This window comes from Levilactobacillus koreensis JCM 16448 (assembly GCF_001435525.1).
Taxonomy (GTDB): domain Bacteria; phylum Bacillota; class Bacilli; order Lactobacillales; family Lactobacillaceae; genus Levilactobacillus; species Levilactobacillus koreensis.
Genome location: NZ_AZDP01000056.1, coordinates 1 through 18,500, shown reverse-complemented (window position 1 = coordinate 18,500; position 18,500 = coordinate 1). Strand labels below are relative to the sequence as shown.

Sequence of the window (18,500 nt, the reverse complement as noted above, 5' to 3'; positions counted from 1 at the left end):
TCGATTCGGACCTACCTATTTTGGTAAGAAATCTTGTTAATGAATAATCCGGGTTAATAATATGGTATTCCCGAATTAAATTTGCTAGAATAATGGGTGTTGTGTTTCGTTTAAATTTTAATGAACGACCAAATCAGATTAAAGACTAAACAAGAAAAAGGGGATACGCACATGTGTGGATTCGTTGGCTATGTGAATCAAAAAGATGTTCCGACAACCACGATCAATGATATGGCAGATCGGATCAAGCACCGGGGGCCAGATGATGATGCCTACTTCCATGACGAACAAGCCGTAATGGGGTTCCGTCGATTATCGATCATTGACTTGGCTCACGGGAGACAACCAATGTATAACCGTGACCAAACGAAGGTGTTGACCTTCAATGGTGAAATTTATAACTATCAAGAGATTCGCGAAGACTTAAAGAAGTTAGGTTATGAATTCAAAACGGATGTGGACTCAGAAGTGTTGATTCACGGGTACGATGCCTGGGGACCAAAGCTGTTGGATCGGCTCCGGGGGATGTACGCCTTTGCCATTTATGACAAGACGAAGAACGAAGTCTTTGGCGCCCGGGATCACTTTGGAATTAAGCCAATGTACTACTACGATGACGGCAAGACCTTCCTTTGGGCTTCCGAAATCAAAGCGTTCCTCGAACATCCTAATTTCAAGAAGGAATTCAACGAAGAACTCTTACCAATTCACTTGAGTTTTGAATTTATCCCTTCTCGCGACACCATGTTCAAGAACGTTTACAAGGTGTTACCTGGCCAATACTTCATTCACCATGCCAATGGGGAAACCGAAACGCACCGGTACTTCAAGTTCAACTACGACCATATTGACAACAGTCAGACGGTCGAAGAAGACGCTAAGAAGATTCGCGGCATCGTCGACGAATCCGTCAAGGCCCATATGATCGCCGATGTTGAAGTTGGTAGCTTCTTATCCAGTGGGATCGATTCTTCCTACGTGCTGAACGAAGCTTCCAAGCTTAAGCCGATTCAGTCCTTCTCCTTAGGGTTCAAGAACTCCAAGTACAGTGAACTGAGCTGGTCTACGGAATTTGCCAAAGAAATCAAGCAGAAGAACACGCCACTGTACATGACGGGTGACGACTACTTCGATATCTTGCCAACGATTATGTACTACATGGACGAACCGTTATCTAACCCTTCTGCCATGCAACTCTACTACTTATCAAAGGGAACACGTGAATCCGTTAAGGTGGCGCTGTCTGGTGAAGGGGCCGATGAATTCTTCGGGGGCTACAACACCTATCTCGAAGCCATCCCATTCGAACGTTACCAGAAGTGGGTTCCCGGTGGCATTCGAAAGATGCTAGGGGCAATTGCGGAAAAGTTTCCACGGTTCCATGGTCGGCGGTTCTTGGTTCGTGGTGCCCAGCCACTGAGCGAGCGCTACTACCGGGTCAACTACGTGTTTGACTACCATGACCGGAACAAGATCTTGAAGAACCCCAAGCTCAACCAAGACGCTGGGGCTTACACCAAGCACTTGTTTGATGACGTTAAGGGTCTAGACGAAATGACGCAGATGCAGTACTTCGACATCAACACCTGGTTACCTTTTGACATCTTGCATAAGGCCGACCGGATGAGTATGGCGAACTCACTGGAAGTGCGGACACCATTGGTCGATAAGGAAGTCGCGAAGTTTGCTGCGACTATGCCAGTCAAGACACGGATTCATGCCGACGAGACCAAGGTGTCTCTGCGGACCGCGGCCGAAGCTGAACTACCAGAACGAGTGGCGAAGAAGGAAAAGATGGGCTTCCCATCCCCAATCGCTACTTGGATCAAGACGGAACCTTACAAGTCACGGATCATCGAAGCATTTAACTCCGACGTGGCGCACAAATTCTTTAATACGGACGCCCTGATGGATATTCTGCACGAACACATCAATGGTAAGTCGAGCATGCAAAAGATCTTTACCATCTACACGTTTATCTTATGGTATGAAGTTTACTTCCCAGAAGACACGACGGCTAAGACGGTTGATCTGGTTCGTCGCACCCAAATTTAATACTAAAACGGCATGGCTCTTTGGCTAGCCGATAACGATCAAGGTTGCTATTGGACTCGTCCGCTAACAACCTTGATTGTGTTTACTTAGCTTTAATGAATTTAAGACTGTTGTGAAGGGACTTTAAGTTGTTATGGAAACCAATGGAGTAAAATTCACACCTATTTTACTAGGGAGTGACTTTAACGTTTACGGGATGGCCCGGTCATTTTACGACTTGTACCATGAACCCGTTCAGGCCTTTGCTAGCATTCAGTTAGCGCCGACCCGTTACACGAAAATTGTTAACTTGGAACTGATCCCGGGGTTTGATGAAGATCCCGTTTGGATTGAAACCATGCGTAAGCTAAAGGCCCGGTACGCGGATCATCCAGAACCCGTCATCTTGATTGGGTGTGGGGATGGGTACGCCCAGCTGATCAGTAAGCACAAGGATGAGTTGGAAGATGTTTTCATTTGCCCGTACGTCGATTACGACAAGCTACGGCATCTGAACAACAAGGAAAACTTCTACAAGGTTTGTGACCAATACGGTCTGCCTTATCCCGCAACGCGGATCATCACCAAGGCTGATGCGACCGGTGAACAACCCGTTGAGCAACCCTTCGATTATCCGGTTGCGTTGAAGCCAGCCAACAGTGTTGAGTGGCTCGACGTGCACTTTGAGGGCCGGAAGAAGGCGTTTCGGATTCAATCCGAAGCCGAATTTAGAGACATTGTGGGTAAGATTTACGCCAACGGCTACACGTCCGACCTCATCTTACAGGACTTTGTGCCCGGGGATGACAGCAACATGCGGGTCGTGAACGCTTACGTTGATCAAAACCATCACGTTAAAATGATGTGCTTGGGCCACCCCTTACTGGAAGATCCAGCACCATCCGCAATCGGCAATTACGTGGCAATCATTCCGGAATATAACGAAACGATCTACCACAACATCCAGAAGTTCCTGGAAGCCATCGACTTTACTGGTTACGCCAACTTCGATATGAAGTACGATGTCCGGGACAAGACGTTTAAGCTGTTTGAAATCAACTTGCGTCAAGGCCGGAGTAGTTTCTTCGTGACGCTGAACGGCTACAACTTGGCCGACTGGGTCGTGAAGGACTACGTCAAGGGGACGTTGACCGATGCCCCGACCGTTTACGGCAATCAAGACGAAAGCAAGCACGCGCTGTGGCTAGGTGTGCCTGTTAAGGTCTTCAAGCAGTATACACGTGAAAATGCGGACAAGGAACGGGCCTTAAAGCTCATTGCTGCCGGCAAATTCGGGACGACCTATCGCTACGATCAAGACATGAACCTGAAGCGCTGGGCGTTGATTCAGTGGATGCAACACAACTATACGGTTAACTTCAAGAAGTACTTCGCAGAAAACAAGGGGTAATTGCCATGCAAAAATTCTTTACGATCATTGGTGGTATGGGAACTATGGCTACCGAAAGTTATTTACATCAACTTAACTTACGGACACCAGCCCATGCCGATCAGGATTACTTGAATTATATTTTGGTCAACCACGCGACGGTACCGGACCGGACGGCTTACATTTTCGATCACAGCCAACCCAGTCCGCTACCTGACTTGCTAGAGGACATCCAACAGCAGAGTAAACTGGGCCCAGAGTTTTTCACATTGCCTTGTAACACGGCTCACTACTTTTACGATGAGTTGCAGGCGGCAACCGACGTGCCATTGCTACACATGCCACGGGAAACCGTCAAGGAGATCACGCGTAAATACCCCCATATCAAGCGCATTGGGATTACCGGGACGCGGGGAACCATTAAAGACCGCATCTACGAGCATGAGCTACGGGCAGCTGGCTTGACACCAGTTCTGCCAACCGACGCAATCGAGGACGAAACGATGGCGTTGATCTATACGCACATCAAGGAACAAAATGAGGTGGATGCGGAACTGTATCACCGCATTTTGCAACAGATGGTGACAGAGCAGGGCGCCGAGGTCGTTATCTTGGGCTGTACGGAATTGTCGTTAGCTCAGGAGCGCGAGCCCGAAACCAAACTGCCATTGGCAGACAGTCAATCTATCTTAGTCGATCGAACCATTGAACTGGCGACTAAGATGCGTCAAGAATAAGAAGAGTGGGACCAAAGGCGGTTTGCCAATGAGCATCAACGCTGCTAGGCGGAGAATCGTGGTTTTGGATGGTTTGTCTAGCGCCGTTAAATGGAGGTGACGGCCTTTGGTTCCCCGTTTCGGCAATATAAATTTAGAGATACCAAAACGAGTCTGGAGCGCAATATGCTCCAGACTCTTTTGATTTGCGTAAATTGGCCGTACAATGGCAACCCTGACCGTTGTTCACAAAAGGAGCTACGACCAGTGCCGTAGCTCCTTTATGTATGGCTATCTGAAGGCCAGTGTCAATCCTAGTCCCACGGTGATCAGGGCAACGATTCCTAGAATCCAGTAGATGATATGCGATGCTGATCGTTCCATTTTGCGACCAAAGCCAATTTCAATTAAGGCGATCGTGCCAATTCCTAGTAAAAATTTCAGACTGATCAGCAGCGGGGCGTGACTGAAGGTGCGGATGCTAAGCACGACGCCACTGATAATCATGATCAAATAAGCGATGCGGGCAAGAATCAAAAATTGCGTTGCTCGCTTCTCAGAATGCCGGGTCAAGCCACCAATGACCAAAACGGTCAACACGATCCAGGTCCAGAAATGCAGGGCTAACCACATACTAACCGCTCCTTTTCTAACGTGATGTCTTTAGCCTACCATAATCGGCGGTGACAGGGTATTAATTTGAGAAAGGAACTGGTGCAAAAACAGTCGCCCAGCAGGCCATCCAGGTGACTGACCATCAGATGCTGGGGGATGTGTTTGGGCTCATTTTGACTAATGGTGTTGACGAATAATTTTACACAGTCTTGTGATAGATCAGCTCAGCGAGGGGACCAATGGTGTGGGCGGTGGCTAATTCGAATTGGCGGGGGGCGGCGAGGTCGCCGAAGAGCCGTTTGCCACTGCCCAGCATGATCGGTGCAATCTGTAGGTAGAGATCGTCGACGAGATTGGCCGCTAGCAGTGGTGTGAGGACGTTTTGGCCACCAACTATCCAAACGTTGCCAGATTCTTGTTGAAGTCGCCGAGCTAAGGTGACAACGTCTTCAGCGGTGAAGGTAGTCGTTGAGGTGTTGAGCCGTGCTTGGCGTGTCAGGACGTAGCTGTGCATGGCTGGATTAGCTGGATTGAACGGCAGGGCGGGGGCTAATTTAGCCACGTAATCGAAAGTGACCCGCCCCATGATGGCACTGGTCATCTGTGAGAGGACTGCTTGACCAGTATCAGCCGGAATATTAGGCAGAGTGGTCAGCCAGTCGATGTTGTCATTGTTAGTGGCGAGGTAACCGTCTAAGGACGTTGCGCCGTAAAATTGAATTTTTCCCATGACATATGCTCCTTTTAGGTCAAAAAAACGAGTTTGGACGTCGTATCCAAACTCGTTTTTAGAAGATCTAATGATTAACCCACTTCAGTCAAGCTGGTACTTTTGACCCAGTAGGATTTGTTATTTAACGTGAAGCGGAACCAGGTTGACTGGTCGCTAGCCTTGTACCCTTGCTTGTTGACCTTGATCTTAGTTCCAGCGGCGAAGTCTCTAGTGTGCGCTGTAGTCTTGGACAGGTAATTTGAGTTCAGGACGTGGTTGTACAGAGAGAAATTGCTGCTAGTGTTTAGCGTGAAGGACTTGTTGGCATCCGTGTAGGTGACCTTGGGGAAGTTCAAGACCTTACTGTAGACCCAGTACTTGTAACCGGAGTTCTTGCTGAAACGAATCCGGTACCAGGTGCCACTCCAGCCGCCTTTCTTAACACCGCGACTGTCGACGTAGACCGTAGTCCCACGGTGATCAGAACTTAAGCGGCCCCAACCGATCTTGTAGGCACCACTGGTTCCCTTAACGTGGTTGTAAACGGTCCAATTCGTGTAGTTGTTCGCCAGGGTAGCCGTTTCGTTGTTTCCACCGTGATTGTACTTGACCGTCTTTTGTTTAACGGTCGTGGTGTGATCCGTTGAGCTGTCCGACGTGCTGTTCGAGTTCGTGTTGGAACTTGAATTGTTTGAATTAGAACTAGATGATGAATTGGTCGTGTTATCGGTCACCGTGCCACCTAGAGCAGCGTATTGTGTTTTGACCAACGCCACGAAATCATTCATGTTATAAGTTGTCCCGAAGTAGTTCCGGGCATTGGTTGACCAGTACCCATCTGGATCGGTATGCGTGGTCCCACCCAACAAGTTAGTCACATCGTGGTGAGAGAGCACCGTCGTGTACCGCTTAGGGGTCAAGCCGTATTGCTTCAAAATGTAGGCCGTGTAATAGGCGGCATTGTTCAGCTCGGAAGCAAAGGCTGCCTTAGAGTGAACTTCGATTTGTTCAAATTGAACGTAACGGGCATTGGCAATCGGACCGGCACCCCAGCAAAGATACTGGGTGTTGGCGATGTTAATGATACTGTTGGCGTCAACGAACGTGTGAACGAAGGCATTTTGATAATTTCTTTGCATGTAAGCAATTTCGTTATAAATGGTTGAGTTTGGGTTAGCCGTTTCGTGGACGACGACCCCCTCGGGCTTACCGTAACGGTAATTATTCTTAGGAAAGCCAGCCCAGATCTTGCTGGTAATCTGTGGTGTTGCGTAATTTTGACTCGCAATGTAGTCATTGATCGAGTTTGCACTGGCGTTGGTTGACCAGAATAGGCCGACACTACCCGCTAATAGAGCGATTCCCCGAACCGCCCAGCGTTGCCATTTCTTCATAACAATCTTCTCCTCCTGTAACAAATCTCTTATAAATAACGATATAACGCAACGCCTAAATTATAACGTATTTTCTGGAAGTTGCGTATTGATTAAGAAAACAAAGATTTAGCCACTTGTTCGGAAAACCACCATAACTTTTGGAATTTTAGAGAAATCGATCGTAAAACACTGACTTTAAAGTCGATTATTTGAAAATGTCCCCTAAAAGTTCGGAATTCGGTCATTATTTCAAACTCCTTACAATTCGATTGCGAGTTGAAGAAAGACATTGCTTGCGTGAGTCCGCTAAGTTAGCTATAATGTTACTTTGCATACGAAAGGAGCGACGAACATGGCTGAGACTACTGAGATTAAGATTGGCGATTACGTTGCGGCAAAGAAATTTGGTCCATTGGAACACGGATTTACCGGCGAAGTGACCAAAGTGTATGATAATTCAGTTTTAGTTGAAATTAGAGACTACGATCCGGCCGATAAAACGGCGGTAGGTGACATGAATAACCGTGCTGTTGTGCGAAAGTCAGCTGCTAAGATTACGGGACACGTAGCGGATAAAAACTAACTTTTGTAACTTTTTTTGAATTTATTTGCAAAAAATGATGACAACTCACAGATGGTATGCTATACTTTTCTGTGTTGTGCGGGTGTAGTTTAGTGGTAAAATTCAAGCTTCCCAAGCTTGCGTCGCGGGTCCGATTCCCGTCACCCGCTTTCGAATATCGGGCGGCCTTCTGGGTCGTCTTTCTTATTTATTCGAAAGCTTTTCATCGTCATTGCATAAGTACGTGGGGAAACTTCTTCTCAGCGAATCCGGGAGGCTGTGAGCCGGATAGGAAGACCACGCGGAACGGGGCAATGGACGACATTTAAACTGAATTTTAAAGTGGACTTAAAAGTCAATCAGAGTGGTACCGCGGGTCGTCTCGTCTCTTACAAATAATTTTGTAGGGGACGTTTTTTTATCCCGTGACCCAAATGGTGTAGACTGAGACTATCAACGTCACTCAAGAAAGTAGGAGGAATATCAGGATGGATTACAAACAAACGGTTACAGCAGTTCTGGCCACCGCGTTAGACGGACAATTGACTGCGGACGAAATTTCCGCTAAATTGGAGCGCCCAAAGACGTCAGACAAAGGGGACATGGCGTTCCCCACGTTTACGTTAGCTAAGCTATTGCACAAGGCACCGCAACAGATTGCACAGGACCTGGCCGAAAAGCTCGACACGACGGCCTTTGAAAAGGTTGAAGTGGTGGGGCCTTACCTGAACTTCTTCTTCGACAAGGGTGCATACAGTGAAGCTACGTTGAACACGGTGCTGACTGCTGGTGCCAGCTATGGTCAGAATGAAGATGGCAACGGGGGTAACGTGCCAATCGATATGTCATCACCAAACATCGCCAAACCAATGTCCATGGGCCACTTGCGGTCAACGGTAATTGGTAACTCCATCGCCGAAATTTTGACCAAGAACGGGTACCATCCAATCAAGGACAATCACTTGGGTGACTGGGGTACGCAATTCGGGAAGCTCATCACGGCTTACAAGCTGTGGGGGAATGAAGAAGATGTGAAGAAGGATCCCATCAACAAGTTGGTGGAATACTACGTTCGTTTCCATAAGGAAGATGTCGACAAGCCAGAACTTGATGACGTTGCTCGTGAATGGTTCAAGAAGCTTGAAGACGGCGATCCAGAAGCCCACCACCTGTGGGAATGGTTCCGTAAGGCTTCTCTGCAAGAATTCAACGACGTTTATGAAGAACTCGGCGTGAAATTTGACACCTACAATGGTGAAGCCTTCTATAATGACAAGTTGGCTGAAGTCGTTCAAATTTTAAAAGACAAGAACTTACTGGTCGAATCTCAGGGTGCCCAAGTCGTTGATTTGAGTAAGTACGACTTGAATCCGGCGTTGATCTTGAAGAGTGATGGGGCCTCCCTGTACATCACGCGAGACATTGCGACCGCCCTTTACCGTGACCGGACTTACCAACCAGCCAAGAACCTATACGTGGTTGGGTCCGAACAGACTTACTACTTCAAGCAATTGAAGGCTGTTTTGAAGGAAATGGGTGTGCCATCAGCTGATGACTTACAACATGTGCCATTTGGTCTGATCACCGTTGATGGGAAGAAATTGTCTACCCGTTCAGGCCGGATCATTCTGTTGGCGAAGGTTTTGGAAGAATCCATCAAGCTGGCCGGCGAAGAAATCAACGAAAAGAACCCAGACTTGGCGAACAAGCAAGAGGTTGCTAAGCAGGTCGGTGTTGGGGCCATTGTCTTCGGTGATTTGAAGAACGAACGGACCAACAACATTGACTTCGTCTTAGCTGACCAATTGAAATTCGAAGGTGAGACTGGTCCCTACGTGCAATACTCTCACGCCCGGGCCGAAAGCATCCTGCGTAAGGCGGGGAACGTTGACGTCACGGCTGCCGGTAACCAAGTGGCTGACCCAGAGGCTTGGGATACGATCAAGACGTTGGCCGACTTCCCGGCTATGGTCAAGATGGCCTGCGATGAGCTCGAACCATCCGTCATCGCCAAGTACGCGATCCGTTTGGCCAAGACGTTCAACAAGTACTACGCACACTCTAAGATCCTGACGGAAGACGCTGACCTGCCAGCACGTTTGGCCCTGGTTAAGGCGGTTTCCACGGTCTTAAAGGAAAGCTTACGTCTCTTGGGTGTCCAAGCACCGGACGAAATGTAATTAAACCAATGTATCGGAAGGCTGCCGTCATGGGGCCTTTTTTTGTTGGGATGAAATTGGTCGCACTGCGGCTGCCAGGGATGTAGCCAGCCGTGAGCGAGAGGGCCACTTCTCAGCCCGAAGCGTCCCCACAGCAAGTAAAATCTCTGGCAGCCACAGTGCGACTAAATCACGTCAGTCTGGTCCAAATAGCTTGGGTTTGTCAGTTAAGTAAGGTTCTTTGCGTTGAAAACGAATATTTGGTACACTTACTTTATAAATATGCAGAGTCATGTGGCTAAATTCCGCATCCTTTGTTATACTTAATGCAAATTTATGCGGGAGGGTCGCCATATGAAAAAAAGTATTCGCCAAGCGCGCATTGAACAATTAATTAACCAATACCCCATCGGGACGCAAGAAGAACTGATGGAACACCTTGAGGAGGTTGGTATTCAGGCGACCCAGGCCACCATTTCCAGAGATATTCGGGAAATGCAGATCGTTAAGGCCCAAGATGGCCATGGGCACCTGCGTTACACGATTTTTAAGGCCGGTAACCGTAGTGAAGAAGAACACCTTAAGGAAACCATCAATGAAGTCGTTACGGGGTTGACGCGCGTTGAATTTGTCAACATTTTGAAAACGCTGCCGAGTAACGGGAATCTGCTGGCAGCAATCTTTGATGATTTGAATTTACCAGAGATTGCCGGGACCCTAGCCGGTCATGATACCATCTTCATCATTAGTCCGAATGCTCAGGTCGCCGAAAAACTACACGACGAGATTGCAGCCGAAATGAATCCAGAAATTATCCATTAAATCCAGAAAACGCCAGTCGGTCAATTGCCGCTCGGCGTTTTTTTGCGATGACTAAGCTGACCTGAAATTGGCAACAATCGTTGGTTTAACAGTATTTTTCGCAAATTAAGCTTGCTTAAGGGTTCGTAAAGTTTAGGAGAAAGTGGGGAGACCCCGCGTGACTATGCTAAAATAGTTTTAATACAATTGAGGGGCATGCTGTGGCGCGGCCACAACACGTAACCATGATAGAAGAGGCTACTTAAAATGAATAACCAACAACCTAATCAGACTTTTTGGTCAGGCTTTAAAATGCGGTTCAAACAGTTCTGGCGGCGATTTCAAATGACCCGTTGGCTGATTGTGGTCATTCTCACCCTCGTTTTCGTGATGAGTGCGTACCTAACGTTTATGGCGAAAACGGCCAACGTTGGGGACCTCAAAGCTGCGTTGGAAAACCCAACTCAGATTTATGACCGTAGTAATCAAAAGGCTGGCACGCTGTACTCCCAGAAGGGAACCTACGTGGCACTGTCCAAAATTTCAACTAATGTCCAAGATGCTGTGATCTCCACGGAAGACCGAAACTTTTACCACGAGTATGGGTTTTCTGTGAAGGGCTATGCGCGGGCATTCTTCCTGTACGCTAAGAATAAAGTGTTACGCAGAGGCTACATTAGTGGTGGGGGAAGTACGTTGACCCAACAATTAGTGAAGAATGCGTACTTAACTCAGGAGCAGACGTTTACCCGGAAGTTCAAGGAACTTTTCCTGTCGATCGAAGTGGAAAACGTCTATAGCAAGAAGGATATTTTATCGATGTATCTGAACAACGCTTACTTCGGCAACGGGGTCTGGGGTGTTCAAGATGCCGCCAGACGCTACTTCGGTAAGAGTGCGGCCGCATTGACGGTTCCTGAATCCGCCGTGTTGGCCGGGATGTTGACGTCACCAAGTGGCTATAATCCAATCGATCATCCTCAGGCGGCTAAAGCCCGACGGAATGTTGTGTTGGGACTGATGGCGGAAACGGGGGCCATCACAAATGAGGCTGCTAAACAGTATCAAGCCAGTCCGCTGACCACGATGGACAATTACGCGTACAAGAACAGTTATAAGTACCCGTACTTCTTCGACGCGGTGATCAATGAGGCCGTCAGCAAGTATGGCTTGACGGAATCGGAAATCATGAACAAGGGATATAAGATCTACACAACGCTGGATCAAGCGAACCAGACGCAGATGCAGACTCTCTTTAAGAATGATGCTTACTTCCCAGCCAATGCCAGCGATGGCACTAAGGTCCAGGCGGCAAGTATTGCGATCGATCCGAATACCGGTGGTGTCGAAGCCGTTGTCGGTGGGCGTGGTAAGCACGTCTTCCGGGGCTATAACCGAGCAACGCAGATGCGGCGCCAACCGGGGTCGACCATTAAGCCGTTGGCCGTTTACACGCCAGCATTGGAAAATGGCTACTACTATGATTCCGAGTTGACCGATAAGAAACAGTCGTACGGGACCAATAAGTATTCACCACACAACTATGGTAATCAATATAGTGGTAAGGTTCCGATGTACTCGGCGTTAGCTCAGAGTAAAAATGCCCCGGCCGTCTGGTTGCTCAACAAGATTGGCGTTGACAAGGGGTACGAGTCCGTGAAGAAGTTCGGGTTGCCCGTCTCGAAGTCGGATAAAAACTTGGCTTTAGCGCTAGGTGGATTGAAGACCGGGGTCTCGCCACAGCAATTGGGCCAGGCCTACACGGCGTTTGCCAACCAGGGGACGATGAGCTCGGCCCACTACATTCGCAAGATCGTTGATGCATCCGGTAACGTTATTGTGGATAACAGTGACACCAAGGCTAAGCAGACCAAAGTTATGTCGCACAAGGTCGCTAAGGAAATGACCAGCATGATGATGGGCGTCTTCAACTATGGGACGGGTGCGAGCGCCAAGCCTTATGGCTACACGATTGCTGGGAAGACCGGGAGTACCGAAGCCGATGGGGATGCTGACGCGACCCGTGACAAATGGATCGTGGGTTACACTCCAGACGTTGTCGTGACGACCTGGGAAGGGTTCGACAGTACCAGCTCGACCCACCATTTGGAGGACGTGAGTGGTACTGGCGAAGGGCCATTGTATCAAGCAGAAATGCAGGCCATCTTGCCGAACACCAAGGGCACGGCATTCGATACGAAGGATGCCTCAACCATTGCCAAGGCTGAAAACAATAGCGTCGGGTCATCGAGTAGCGACATCTGGGACCAAGTCCAAAAGAGCATCGATAACGCCGGCAAGCAGTTCAACAACGCTGCCGACACGGTCAAGTCCTGGTGGGAAAAGGCGAAGTCTGCCTTGAACTAGGGTAGACTCGTACATTTCAGATAGGTATGGCAGGTCAGCCTGTTCATGTATTACTATGAGATTGGCATAGCTTAACTCTTTAAATATTGTCTTGATGGACATGATAGTTGATTGGAAAATTTCAATTAGCCATCACGTCCATTTTTTATTTGTGGCGAGTTGCGTCGTGGGCGTTGAAGACAAAAGGATAACGGATAGGCCACGCTACGATTATTAGCTAGCGTGATGGCATATTTTGTCTACGTTCAATCATAATGGGAAGGCACCAACCTTAGCCGTAGGCGATCATTTCAAGCACATCTTTCGTCATAATTCCCGTTGGGTGTAGACAAAAAGCATGGTACAATGAATAGGTGGTAATTCTGGGCGTAAGGCCCAATTAGGAGGAACACCAATGGCTGACAAGATGCAAGACTTGAGCGAACAAATTGCCCAAGCACTACAAGATACAGATCAATTTAAGAGCCTCAAGACTGCCTTTGCGGCAATGAAGGCAGACGACGACACCTACAAACTGTTCAAGCAATTCCAACAAATTCAGTTGGACTTACAACAGAAGCAGATGGCAGGTCAACAATTAACCGACGATGAAATGAAGAACGCCCGTGAGGTTGCTGACAAGGTCGCTAAGATTGATACCATCAAGACTTTAATGGAAGCAGAACGGGGCGTTAACGACCTGTTATCCAACTTAAATAAGATGATTACCGAACCCATTCAAAATATTTACCAGGGCTAGGCAAAGGATCGTCGGCGCAACCACTCATTCGGGAGGTCGGTGCCGGCGATTTTTTTCGATTCAGATAGAAAAGGGGGAGTGCTTACCGTGAAATTTATTCATGCAGCAGATTTACATTTGGATAGTCCATTTCTGGGGTTGACCAGCCTTCCTAGTACGTTACTGGCAACGGTGCGGCAATCAACCTTTACCGCGGCCACGCGGATCTTTGACCGGGCGTTGGCCGAGCACGTTGACTTTGTGGTGCTGGCTGGCGACCTTTTTGACCGTTCCGAACAGAGTGTGGCGGCTCAGGCCTTTCTGTTTCAGCAATTTCAACGACTGGCTGACGCGCAGATCCCGGTTTTCATTAGCTTTGGGAACCACGACTACGCTGCCGACCAGCACCAGACGGTTGCCTATCCGGCTAACGTGACGACGTTTGGTCCCGAGGTGGGAACGATGACGATCACACTACAGTCTGGTGAGACCGTGGCCGTTAGCGGCTTTAGTTATCCCGAACGTTGGGTGACGACTGATCCAGTAGTTAATTTTCCGGGTCATGCGCGGACAGATTGGCACATTGGCCTGTTGCATGGGGCGGTGGCAACGGGGAGCGCCGACCACTATGCGCCATTTACTGTCGCCGAACTGCTAGCCAAACGTTATGACTACTGGGCTTTGGGTCATATTCATCATCGTCAGTTATTGAATGATCAGCCCCCGATTCTGTACGCGGGAAATCCGCAGGGGCGGTCGATCAATGAGACCGGGGCCAAGGGCGCTTATTTAGTGACGAGTCAGCAGGGAAAATTGGTCCCGGAATTCTTTGAGACGGGCGTTGTTGATTGGGAGGTGCCGACCGTTCAGCTCACGGCGACTACGCTAAGTGAGTTGGGTGAGCAGGTGACCACCTGGCTGACCGACCATCCCGCAGCGAAGCCGACGCTAACTGCCATGACGGCTACGCTGCCGACTGCAATGGACGAGACCATGTCGCCAGATTGGCTCAGCTTATACCAGAAGACCCATCAGCGGCAAATGAAGGCCAGCCAACGGTTTATTATACGTCTAAATGTGACGACGCCAACGACACCACTGGTAGCCCCCCAACTCGATCAAGTTTACTGGAATCAGGGGGCTAAAACGGTCTTTACAGCGGCCAATGAGGAACAACTTTTTGGCAAATTGGCGCAAAATCCAGCGCTAGCCGAGTGGTTTGACCGTTCCGCAACCCGGGCCCAGCTACAGGCATTGGCAGAGCAAAACTTACGACAGATCATGGGGGAGGCGGGTCACGATGTATCTTAACCAATTAACGATTTATGGATTTGGTAAATTTCATGACCGGACCTTCGATCTCACGGCGGGACTAAATGTATTAGTGGGGCCTAATGAGGCCGGAAAGTCGACGTTGACGCAGTTTATCACGGCCATTTTGTTTGGTTTCCCGACCAAGAAACATCCGGCGTTGCGGTATGAACCATTAGACGGTAGTCGTTTTGGCGGTGAAATAACGTTTACGCAGAATCAGACCCGCTATCTGGTGACACGGACGGATGGTCCTCGCGGTGGGACCGTCACGTTGCGGAACCTCACGACCGCACTGACGTTGCCTCCCGAGAGCTTACCTCATTTATTGGAACCAGTCGATGAGGCCTTATTTACCAGCGTTTATGTCATGAATGAGCCACGGTTGGGAACGGTGTTTTCCGCGTCTAAGCAGGAACTGGTCGACCGACTTCGCCACGTCGGCGCAATTGGCAGTGACTTTTGGCTAAATCAGGCGCAGATATTGGGGAAACAGGCCGATGAGCTGTATAAGCCGCAGGGACGCAATCCCATTTTAAATCAGCAATTACAAGAGCATCAGGAGCTCACGGCCAAGCTGGCAAAGGCTAAGGCGGCCTACGACACCTACTGGGACCTGCTTCAGCGGCAGCAGGCGCAACGTCAGCAGCAAGGAAAGCTACAACAGGAATTGGAGCAGCAGCGACAGGTCACGGTCCAACTCGAGCAGCAAGCGGCCAACTGGTCGACCTTTCTGCAGTGGCAACGGTTAGCGCAACAGCAATCGCTCACAACGACGGGATTCACGCGGGAGGACGCAACTGAATTAGCGCGACTCACAGGGCGGACGACGGCGCTGACGGCGACACTCAAGGAAGACCAAACCAAGCTGCAACGGTTACAGCAAACCACAAAATTAACGCCATTATTCACCCAGTATTTGGCGGCGACAGCGCAGGTTGACCCGCTATTTGAGCAACTCGCGACAGTCAAAGCGGCCAACGAGACTTGCGCACGATTACGTGCAAATCAGCAGGATTACCAACAGCGGGCGACAGCAATCGAGCAGCAGTACGCACCAGATGGACAGATGCCGCGACCATTTTCACTGGCGACCCTGCAGCAGGTCAAACGCTTACAGGAGAAGTTGGCGACGGCCAATCAAAAGCGGCGCCAGCTTCAGCAGGAGTTGAATCGGCTGAATGAGGCCTATCGACAAGCGCAACCCACCCGCCGGCAACGTAGCAACCCCTTGGCGGATAAGCAACTCGGCTGGTTGGCGGCTGGCCTAGTTATTTTGATTGGTGCCATGTTCCTGCCGGGGACGCTCTTTAAGCTGGTAGGGGCGTTGTGCGGGGTGGCAGTCGGCTACTACGGGGCCTTCATTGTCGATGGGGAAACCCCGGCAAGTCGGCAACTCCAAGACTTAACGGATAGCATTCGCGACATTCAAGCCCAGCTTCGTGAAGGGGGTCAACAAGAAGATGCCCTGACCAATCAACTAGAGGCAGTCGGGGATTCGTACGGTCTGGGGCAGATTCCGGTGGACCAGTGGTCGGCAGCTCAAGCGGCCATTGGCGAATGGGAACATTTGACACAACAACTGCAGCAAACGGCAGAACAGTTAACGACCCAGACGCAAATCATCAGCGACTTTCAAATCACGGCCGAGCAGGCGCTACCGGACTTAAAGGTTCAGCCACTCGCAACGGTTCTTCAACAGCTGGCTGGCTTACAGGTGACCCGCCAAGCCCTCAGTTCTCAGCAAACGGATTTGACGGCGGTGGCCGAGACGATTCAGCGCACACAACGGGAGCTGAATCAGGCCCAACGTGCGGAGGAGACCTTCTTGCGGACCCGGAACCTGACCACGGTCGATGATTTTTATCGCCATTATCAACAAATTCGTGAGCAAGACAATCAGGCGGCACAGCAAGAAGCCTTAGCGAGTCAGCTGGGTCCAGCCATGCAGGAAGCCTTGCAGCAGTACGCGACTCATGCTGAGTTGGCGACAACCGTGCAGCGGGCGCAGCACCGACAACAGGACTTACAAAGTCAACTGGATACGCTCACCACGAGCTTGGCAACGTTAGCTGGGCAACTTGACCAACTGACGGCCAGTGGCACTCAGGCCGCTTTGCAGCAGAAATTAGCCAACCTAGAGGCTCAGATGCAAGAAACGACGCAAGCTTGGTTGACCAAGAATTTGACCCGCCAATGGATCGCAGCGACCTTAGCGGCGGCTTCCGGGGATCGATTACCCCAAATTGTGACGCAAGCTAGTGAATTTTATGGCAAATTAACTGAAAACCGGTATACTGAAATTGAATTAACCCCCAATACATTACGGGTTCAATTAGCAACGGGGGAGTGGCGCGAGGTTGGCCAACTCTCCAGAGGAACGGCGGAACAACTGGATCTAGCCGTTAAGCTAGCCTTTGCGGTGGTCATGAACCAGCGAGTTGGCATGCCGTTGGTGATTGATGACGGCCTGGTGAACTTTGACGAGCATCGTCGCCAAGCGGCTTATGCACTCTTGGCTGAAATCAGTGAGACGGTCCAGGTGATCTTCCTGACGGCCGACGTGACGGTAAATGCGATTGCGGGAAATTTGATTCGGTTAACTGACTAGGAGGGACTTCAATGGCGGCAACAAAACAGTTAATGGATTACGATGTTGATGAAGCGGTGGACGTGTTTGCGCTATTAAAATCGGCGGACGTCCGGACCGCAAAGAACGGTAAACAGTACATTGCTTTGGTATTTGAGGACCAGTCCGGTGAGATCTCAGGAAAATACTGGGACGCTTCGGCGGAAGACGTCAAAAATTACGTGGCTGGCCGGGTCATTCATTTACAGGGAAAGCGGGAGAATTACCAAACGCACCCACAAATCAAGATTTTTCACTTACGCTTAACGGGGCCGGGCGAACCGGCTGATCCGGATCAATTCATCGAACGAGCACCGATGTCGCGGGCGGCAATGGAAGAATACATTAACCAGACGATTTTTGAGATCACTCAGCCAACGTGGAATCGGCTCGTGCGGAAGCTCCTGGCAGAATTTCAGGATCAGTTCTTTACGTTCCCGGCGGCCAAGAGTAATCACCATGCCTTTCAGGGTGGCTTGGCGTTCCATACGATTTCTATTCTAAAATTGGCCCATTCGGTGGTGGCGCAGTATCCCGATTTAAACGCGCCGCTACTATACGCGGGGGCTATCCTGCATGATTTGGGCAAGACAATTGAGTTGTCCGGCCCCAAGTCGACGACCTATACGTTGGCCGGCAACTTGATCGGGCACATTGTGTTGATCGATGGTGAACTCGTGCGGGCCTGCGATCCGTTGAAATTGGACCCTCAAGCGGAAGATGTCCTGTTGTTGCGGCACATGATTCTCAGCCATCACGGTTTGCTGGAATATGGGTCACCCGTTCGACCAGCGTTGCGTGAAGCCGACGTGTTACATCAACTGGATGAATTGGATGCCTCAATCATGATGCTCGATACGGTGGTGGGGCACACGGAGCCCGGCGAGTTCTCGGAACGGGTCTTCGCGATGGATGGTCGGCGTTTCTACCGGCCAACGACGGACACGCCGCAACCGAAGACGGACTAAATCTCTCAGGTAAAGAGGTACTGAGTGGCTTCCAATCATAATTTAGTGAACGGGTCTGGGACAAAAGTCTCAGACCCGTTTTGTGCGTGCGCCCGGCATGGGCGCTAACTAGGCGGTGAAAGTCCGCTGTGGACCGTAGTAG

General features: G+C 49.8%; 14 protein-coding genes and 1 tRNA gene. 12 read left to right on the top strand and 3 right to left on the bottom strand.

Annotation, left to right across the window (positions count from 1 at the left end):
- The first annotated feature begins 171 nt into the window (after positions 1-171).
- The 3 genes from asnB to FC99_RS04675 all read left to right on the top strand — a co-directional run bounded on the left by asnB (position 172) and on the right by FC99_RS04675 (position 4,161).
- Complete coding sequence (gene asnB / locus FC99_RS04685) at positions 172-2,055, top strand: asparagine synthase (glutamine-hydrolyzing) (protein ID WP_048735763.1); 1,884 nt, start codon at positions 172-174, stop codon at positions 2,053-2,055.
- Between the two features lie 133 nt (positions 2,056-2,188).
- Complete coding sequence (locus FC99_RS04680; RefSeq protein ID WP_048735764.1) at positions 2,189-3,445, top strand: carboxylate--amine ligase; 1,257 nt, start codon at positions 2,189-2,191, stop codon at positions 3,443-3,445.
- A 5-nt stretch (positions 3,446-3,450) separates the two neighbouring features.
- Positions 3,451-4,161: an aspartate/glutamate racemase family protein gene (locus tag FC99_RS04675; protein WP_048735765.1), complete on the top strand. Its 711-nt coding sequence runs from the start codon at positions 3,451-3,453 to the stop codon at positions 4,159-4,161.
- A gap of 270 nt (positions 4,162-4,431) precedes the next feature.
- On the opposite strand, the gene FC99_RS04670 is transcribed toward FC99_RS04675, so the two are convergent.
- The 3 genes from FC99_RS04670 to FC99_RS04660 all read right to left on the bottom strand — a co-directional run bounded on the left by FC99_RS04670 (position 4,432) and on the right by FC99_RS04660 (position 6,861).
- On the bottom strand, positions 4,432-4,773 hold the full coding sequence (locus FC99_RS04670; protein ID WP_048735766.1) for a DUF1516 family protein: 342 nt from the start codon (positions 4,771-4,773) through the stop codon (positions 4,432-4,434).
- Positions 4,774-4,954: 181 nt separating this feature from the next.
- Positions 4,955-5,485, bottom strand: a complete 531-nt coding sequence (locus FC99_RS04665) for a dihydrofolate reductase family protein (protein ID WP_048735767.1) — start codon at positions 5,483-5,485, stop codon at positions 4,955-4,957.
- Between the two features lie 74 nt (positions 5,486-5,559).
- Complete coding sequence (locus tag FC99_RS04660; protein WP_048735768.1) at positions 5,560-6,861, bottom strand: peptidoglycan recognition protein family protein; 1,302 nt, start codon at positions 6,859-6,861, stop codon at positions 5,560-5,562.
- A 334-nt stretch (positions 6,862-7,195) separates the two neighbouring features.
- Between FC99_RS04660 and FC99_RS04655 the strand changes: the two genes are divergently transcribed.
- From FC99_RS04655 to FC99_RS04615, 9 genes are all read left to right on the top strand, one after another.
- Positions 7,196-7,426: a DUF2187 domain-containing protein gene (locus tag FC99_RS04655; protein ID WP_048735769.1), complete on the top strand. Its 231-nt coding sequence runs from the start codon at positions 7,196-7,198 to the stop codon at positions 7,424-7,426.
- 78 nt (positions 7,427-7,504) lie between these two features.
- Positions 7,505-7,575, top strand: a tRNA-Gly gene (locus FC99_RS04650).
- 318 nt (positions 7,576-7,893) lie between these two features.
- Complete coding sequence (gene argS / locus FC99_RS04645) at positions 7,894-9,585, top strand: arginine--tRNA ligase (protein ID WP_048735770.1); 1,692 nt, start codon at positions 7,894-7,896, stop codon at positions 9,583-9,585.
- Between the two features lie 333 nt (positions 9,586-9,918).
- Positions 9,919-10,386 carry an arginine repressor gene (locus FC99_RS04640; protein ID WP_048735771.1) on the top strand — a complete coding sequence of 156 codons (468 nt, stop codon included), beginning with the start codon at positions 9,919-9,921 and terminating at the stop codon, positions 10,384-10,386.
- 246 nt (positions 10,387-10,632) lie between these two features.
- On the top strand, positions 10,633-12,732 hold the full coding sequence (locus FC99_RS04635) for a PBP1A family penicillin-binding protein (protein ID WP_056986478.1): 2,100 nt from the start codon (positions 10,633-10,635) through the stop codon (positions 12,730-12,732).
- Positions 12,733-13,126: 394 nt separating this feature from the next.
- Positions 13,127-13,471 (top strand): YlbF family regulator, encoded by a 345-nt coding sequence (locus FC99_RS04630; RefSeq protein WP_048735773.1) that lies wholly within the window; start codon positions 13,127-13,129, stop codon positions 13,469-13,471.
- 87 nt (positions 13,472-13,558) lie between these two features.
- A complete protein-coding gene (locus tag FC99_RS04625; RefSeq protein ID WP_048735774.1) occupies positions 13,559-14,761 on the top strand; it encodes a metallophosphoesterase family protein in 1,203 nt (400 codons plus the stop codon).
- Positions 14,751-17,372, top strand: coding sequence for an ATP-binding protein (locus FC99_RS04620; protein ID WP_048735775.1), 2,622 nt, complete (start codon positions 14,751-14,753; stop codon positions 17,370-17,372). Before FC99_RS04625 ends, FC99_RS04620 begins: the two co-directional genes overlap by 11 nt.
- A gap of 11 nt (positions 17,373-17,383) precedes the next feature.
- The gene (locus FC99_RS04615; protein WP_048735776.1) at positions 17,384-18,358 is read left to right on the top strand and encodes a 3'-5' exoribonuclease YhaM family protein; all 975 of its coding nucleotides are present in this window, start codon (positions 17,384-17,386) and stop codon (positions 18,356-18,358) included.
- Positions 18,359-18,500 lie beyond the last annotated feature (142 nt).

Excerpts from the sequence above, each read along its gene's own strand:
- asnB (WP_048735763.1), top strand. The coding sequence starts at position 172 with ATGTGTGGATTCGTTGGCTATGTGAATCAAAAAGATGTTCCGACAACC.
- FC99_RS04680 (WP_048735764.1), top strand. The coding sequence starts at position 2,189 with ATGGAAACCAATGGAGTAAAATTCACACCTATTTTACTAGGGAGTGAC.
- FC99_RS04675 (WP_048735765.1), top strand. The coding sequence starts at position 3,451 with ATGCAAAAATTCTTTACGATCATTGGTGGTATGGGAACTATGGCTACC.
- FC99_RS04670 (WP_048735766.1), bottom strand. The coding sequence starts at position 4,773 with ATGTGGTTAGCCCTGCATTTCTGGACCTGGATCGTGTTGACCGTTTTG.
- FC99_RS04665 (WP_048735767.1), bottom strand. The coding sequence starts at position 5,485 with ATGGGAAAAATTCAATTTTACGGCGCAACGTCCTTAGACGGTTACCTC.
- FC99_RS04660 (WP_048735768.1), bottom strand. The coding sequence starts at position 6,861 with ATGAAGAAATGGCAACGCTGGGCGGTTCGGGGAATCGCTCTATTAGCG.
- FC99_RS04655 (WP_048735769.1), top strand. The coding sequence starts at position 7,196 with ATGGCTGAGACTACTGAGATTAAGATTGGCGATTACGTTGCGGCAAAG.
- argS (WP_048735770.1), top strand. The coding sequence starts at position 7,894 with ATGGATTACAAACAAACGGTTACAGCAGTTCTGGCCACCGCGTTAGAC.
- FC99_RS04640 (WP_048735771.1), top strand. The coding sequence starts at position 9,919 with ATGAAAAAAAGTATTCGCCAAGCGCGCATTGAACAATTAATTAACCAA.
- FC99_RS04635 (WP_056986478.1), top strand. The coding sequence starts at position 10,633 with ATGAATAACCAACAACCTAATCAGACTTTTTGGTCAGGCTTTAAAATG.
- FC99_RS04630 (WP_048735773.1), top strand. The coding sequence starts at position 13,127 with ATGGCTGACAAGATGCAAGACTTGAGCGAACAAATTGCCCAAGCACTA.
- FC99_RS04620 (WP_048735775.1), top strand. The coding sequence starts at position 14,751 with ATGTATCTTAACCAATTAACGATTTATGGATTTGGTAAATTTCATGAC.
- FC99_RS04615 (WP_048735776.1), top strand. The coding sequence starts at position 17,384 with ATGGCGGCAACAAAACAGTTAATGGATTACGATGTTGATGAAGCGGTG.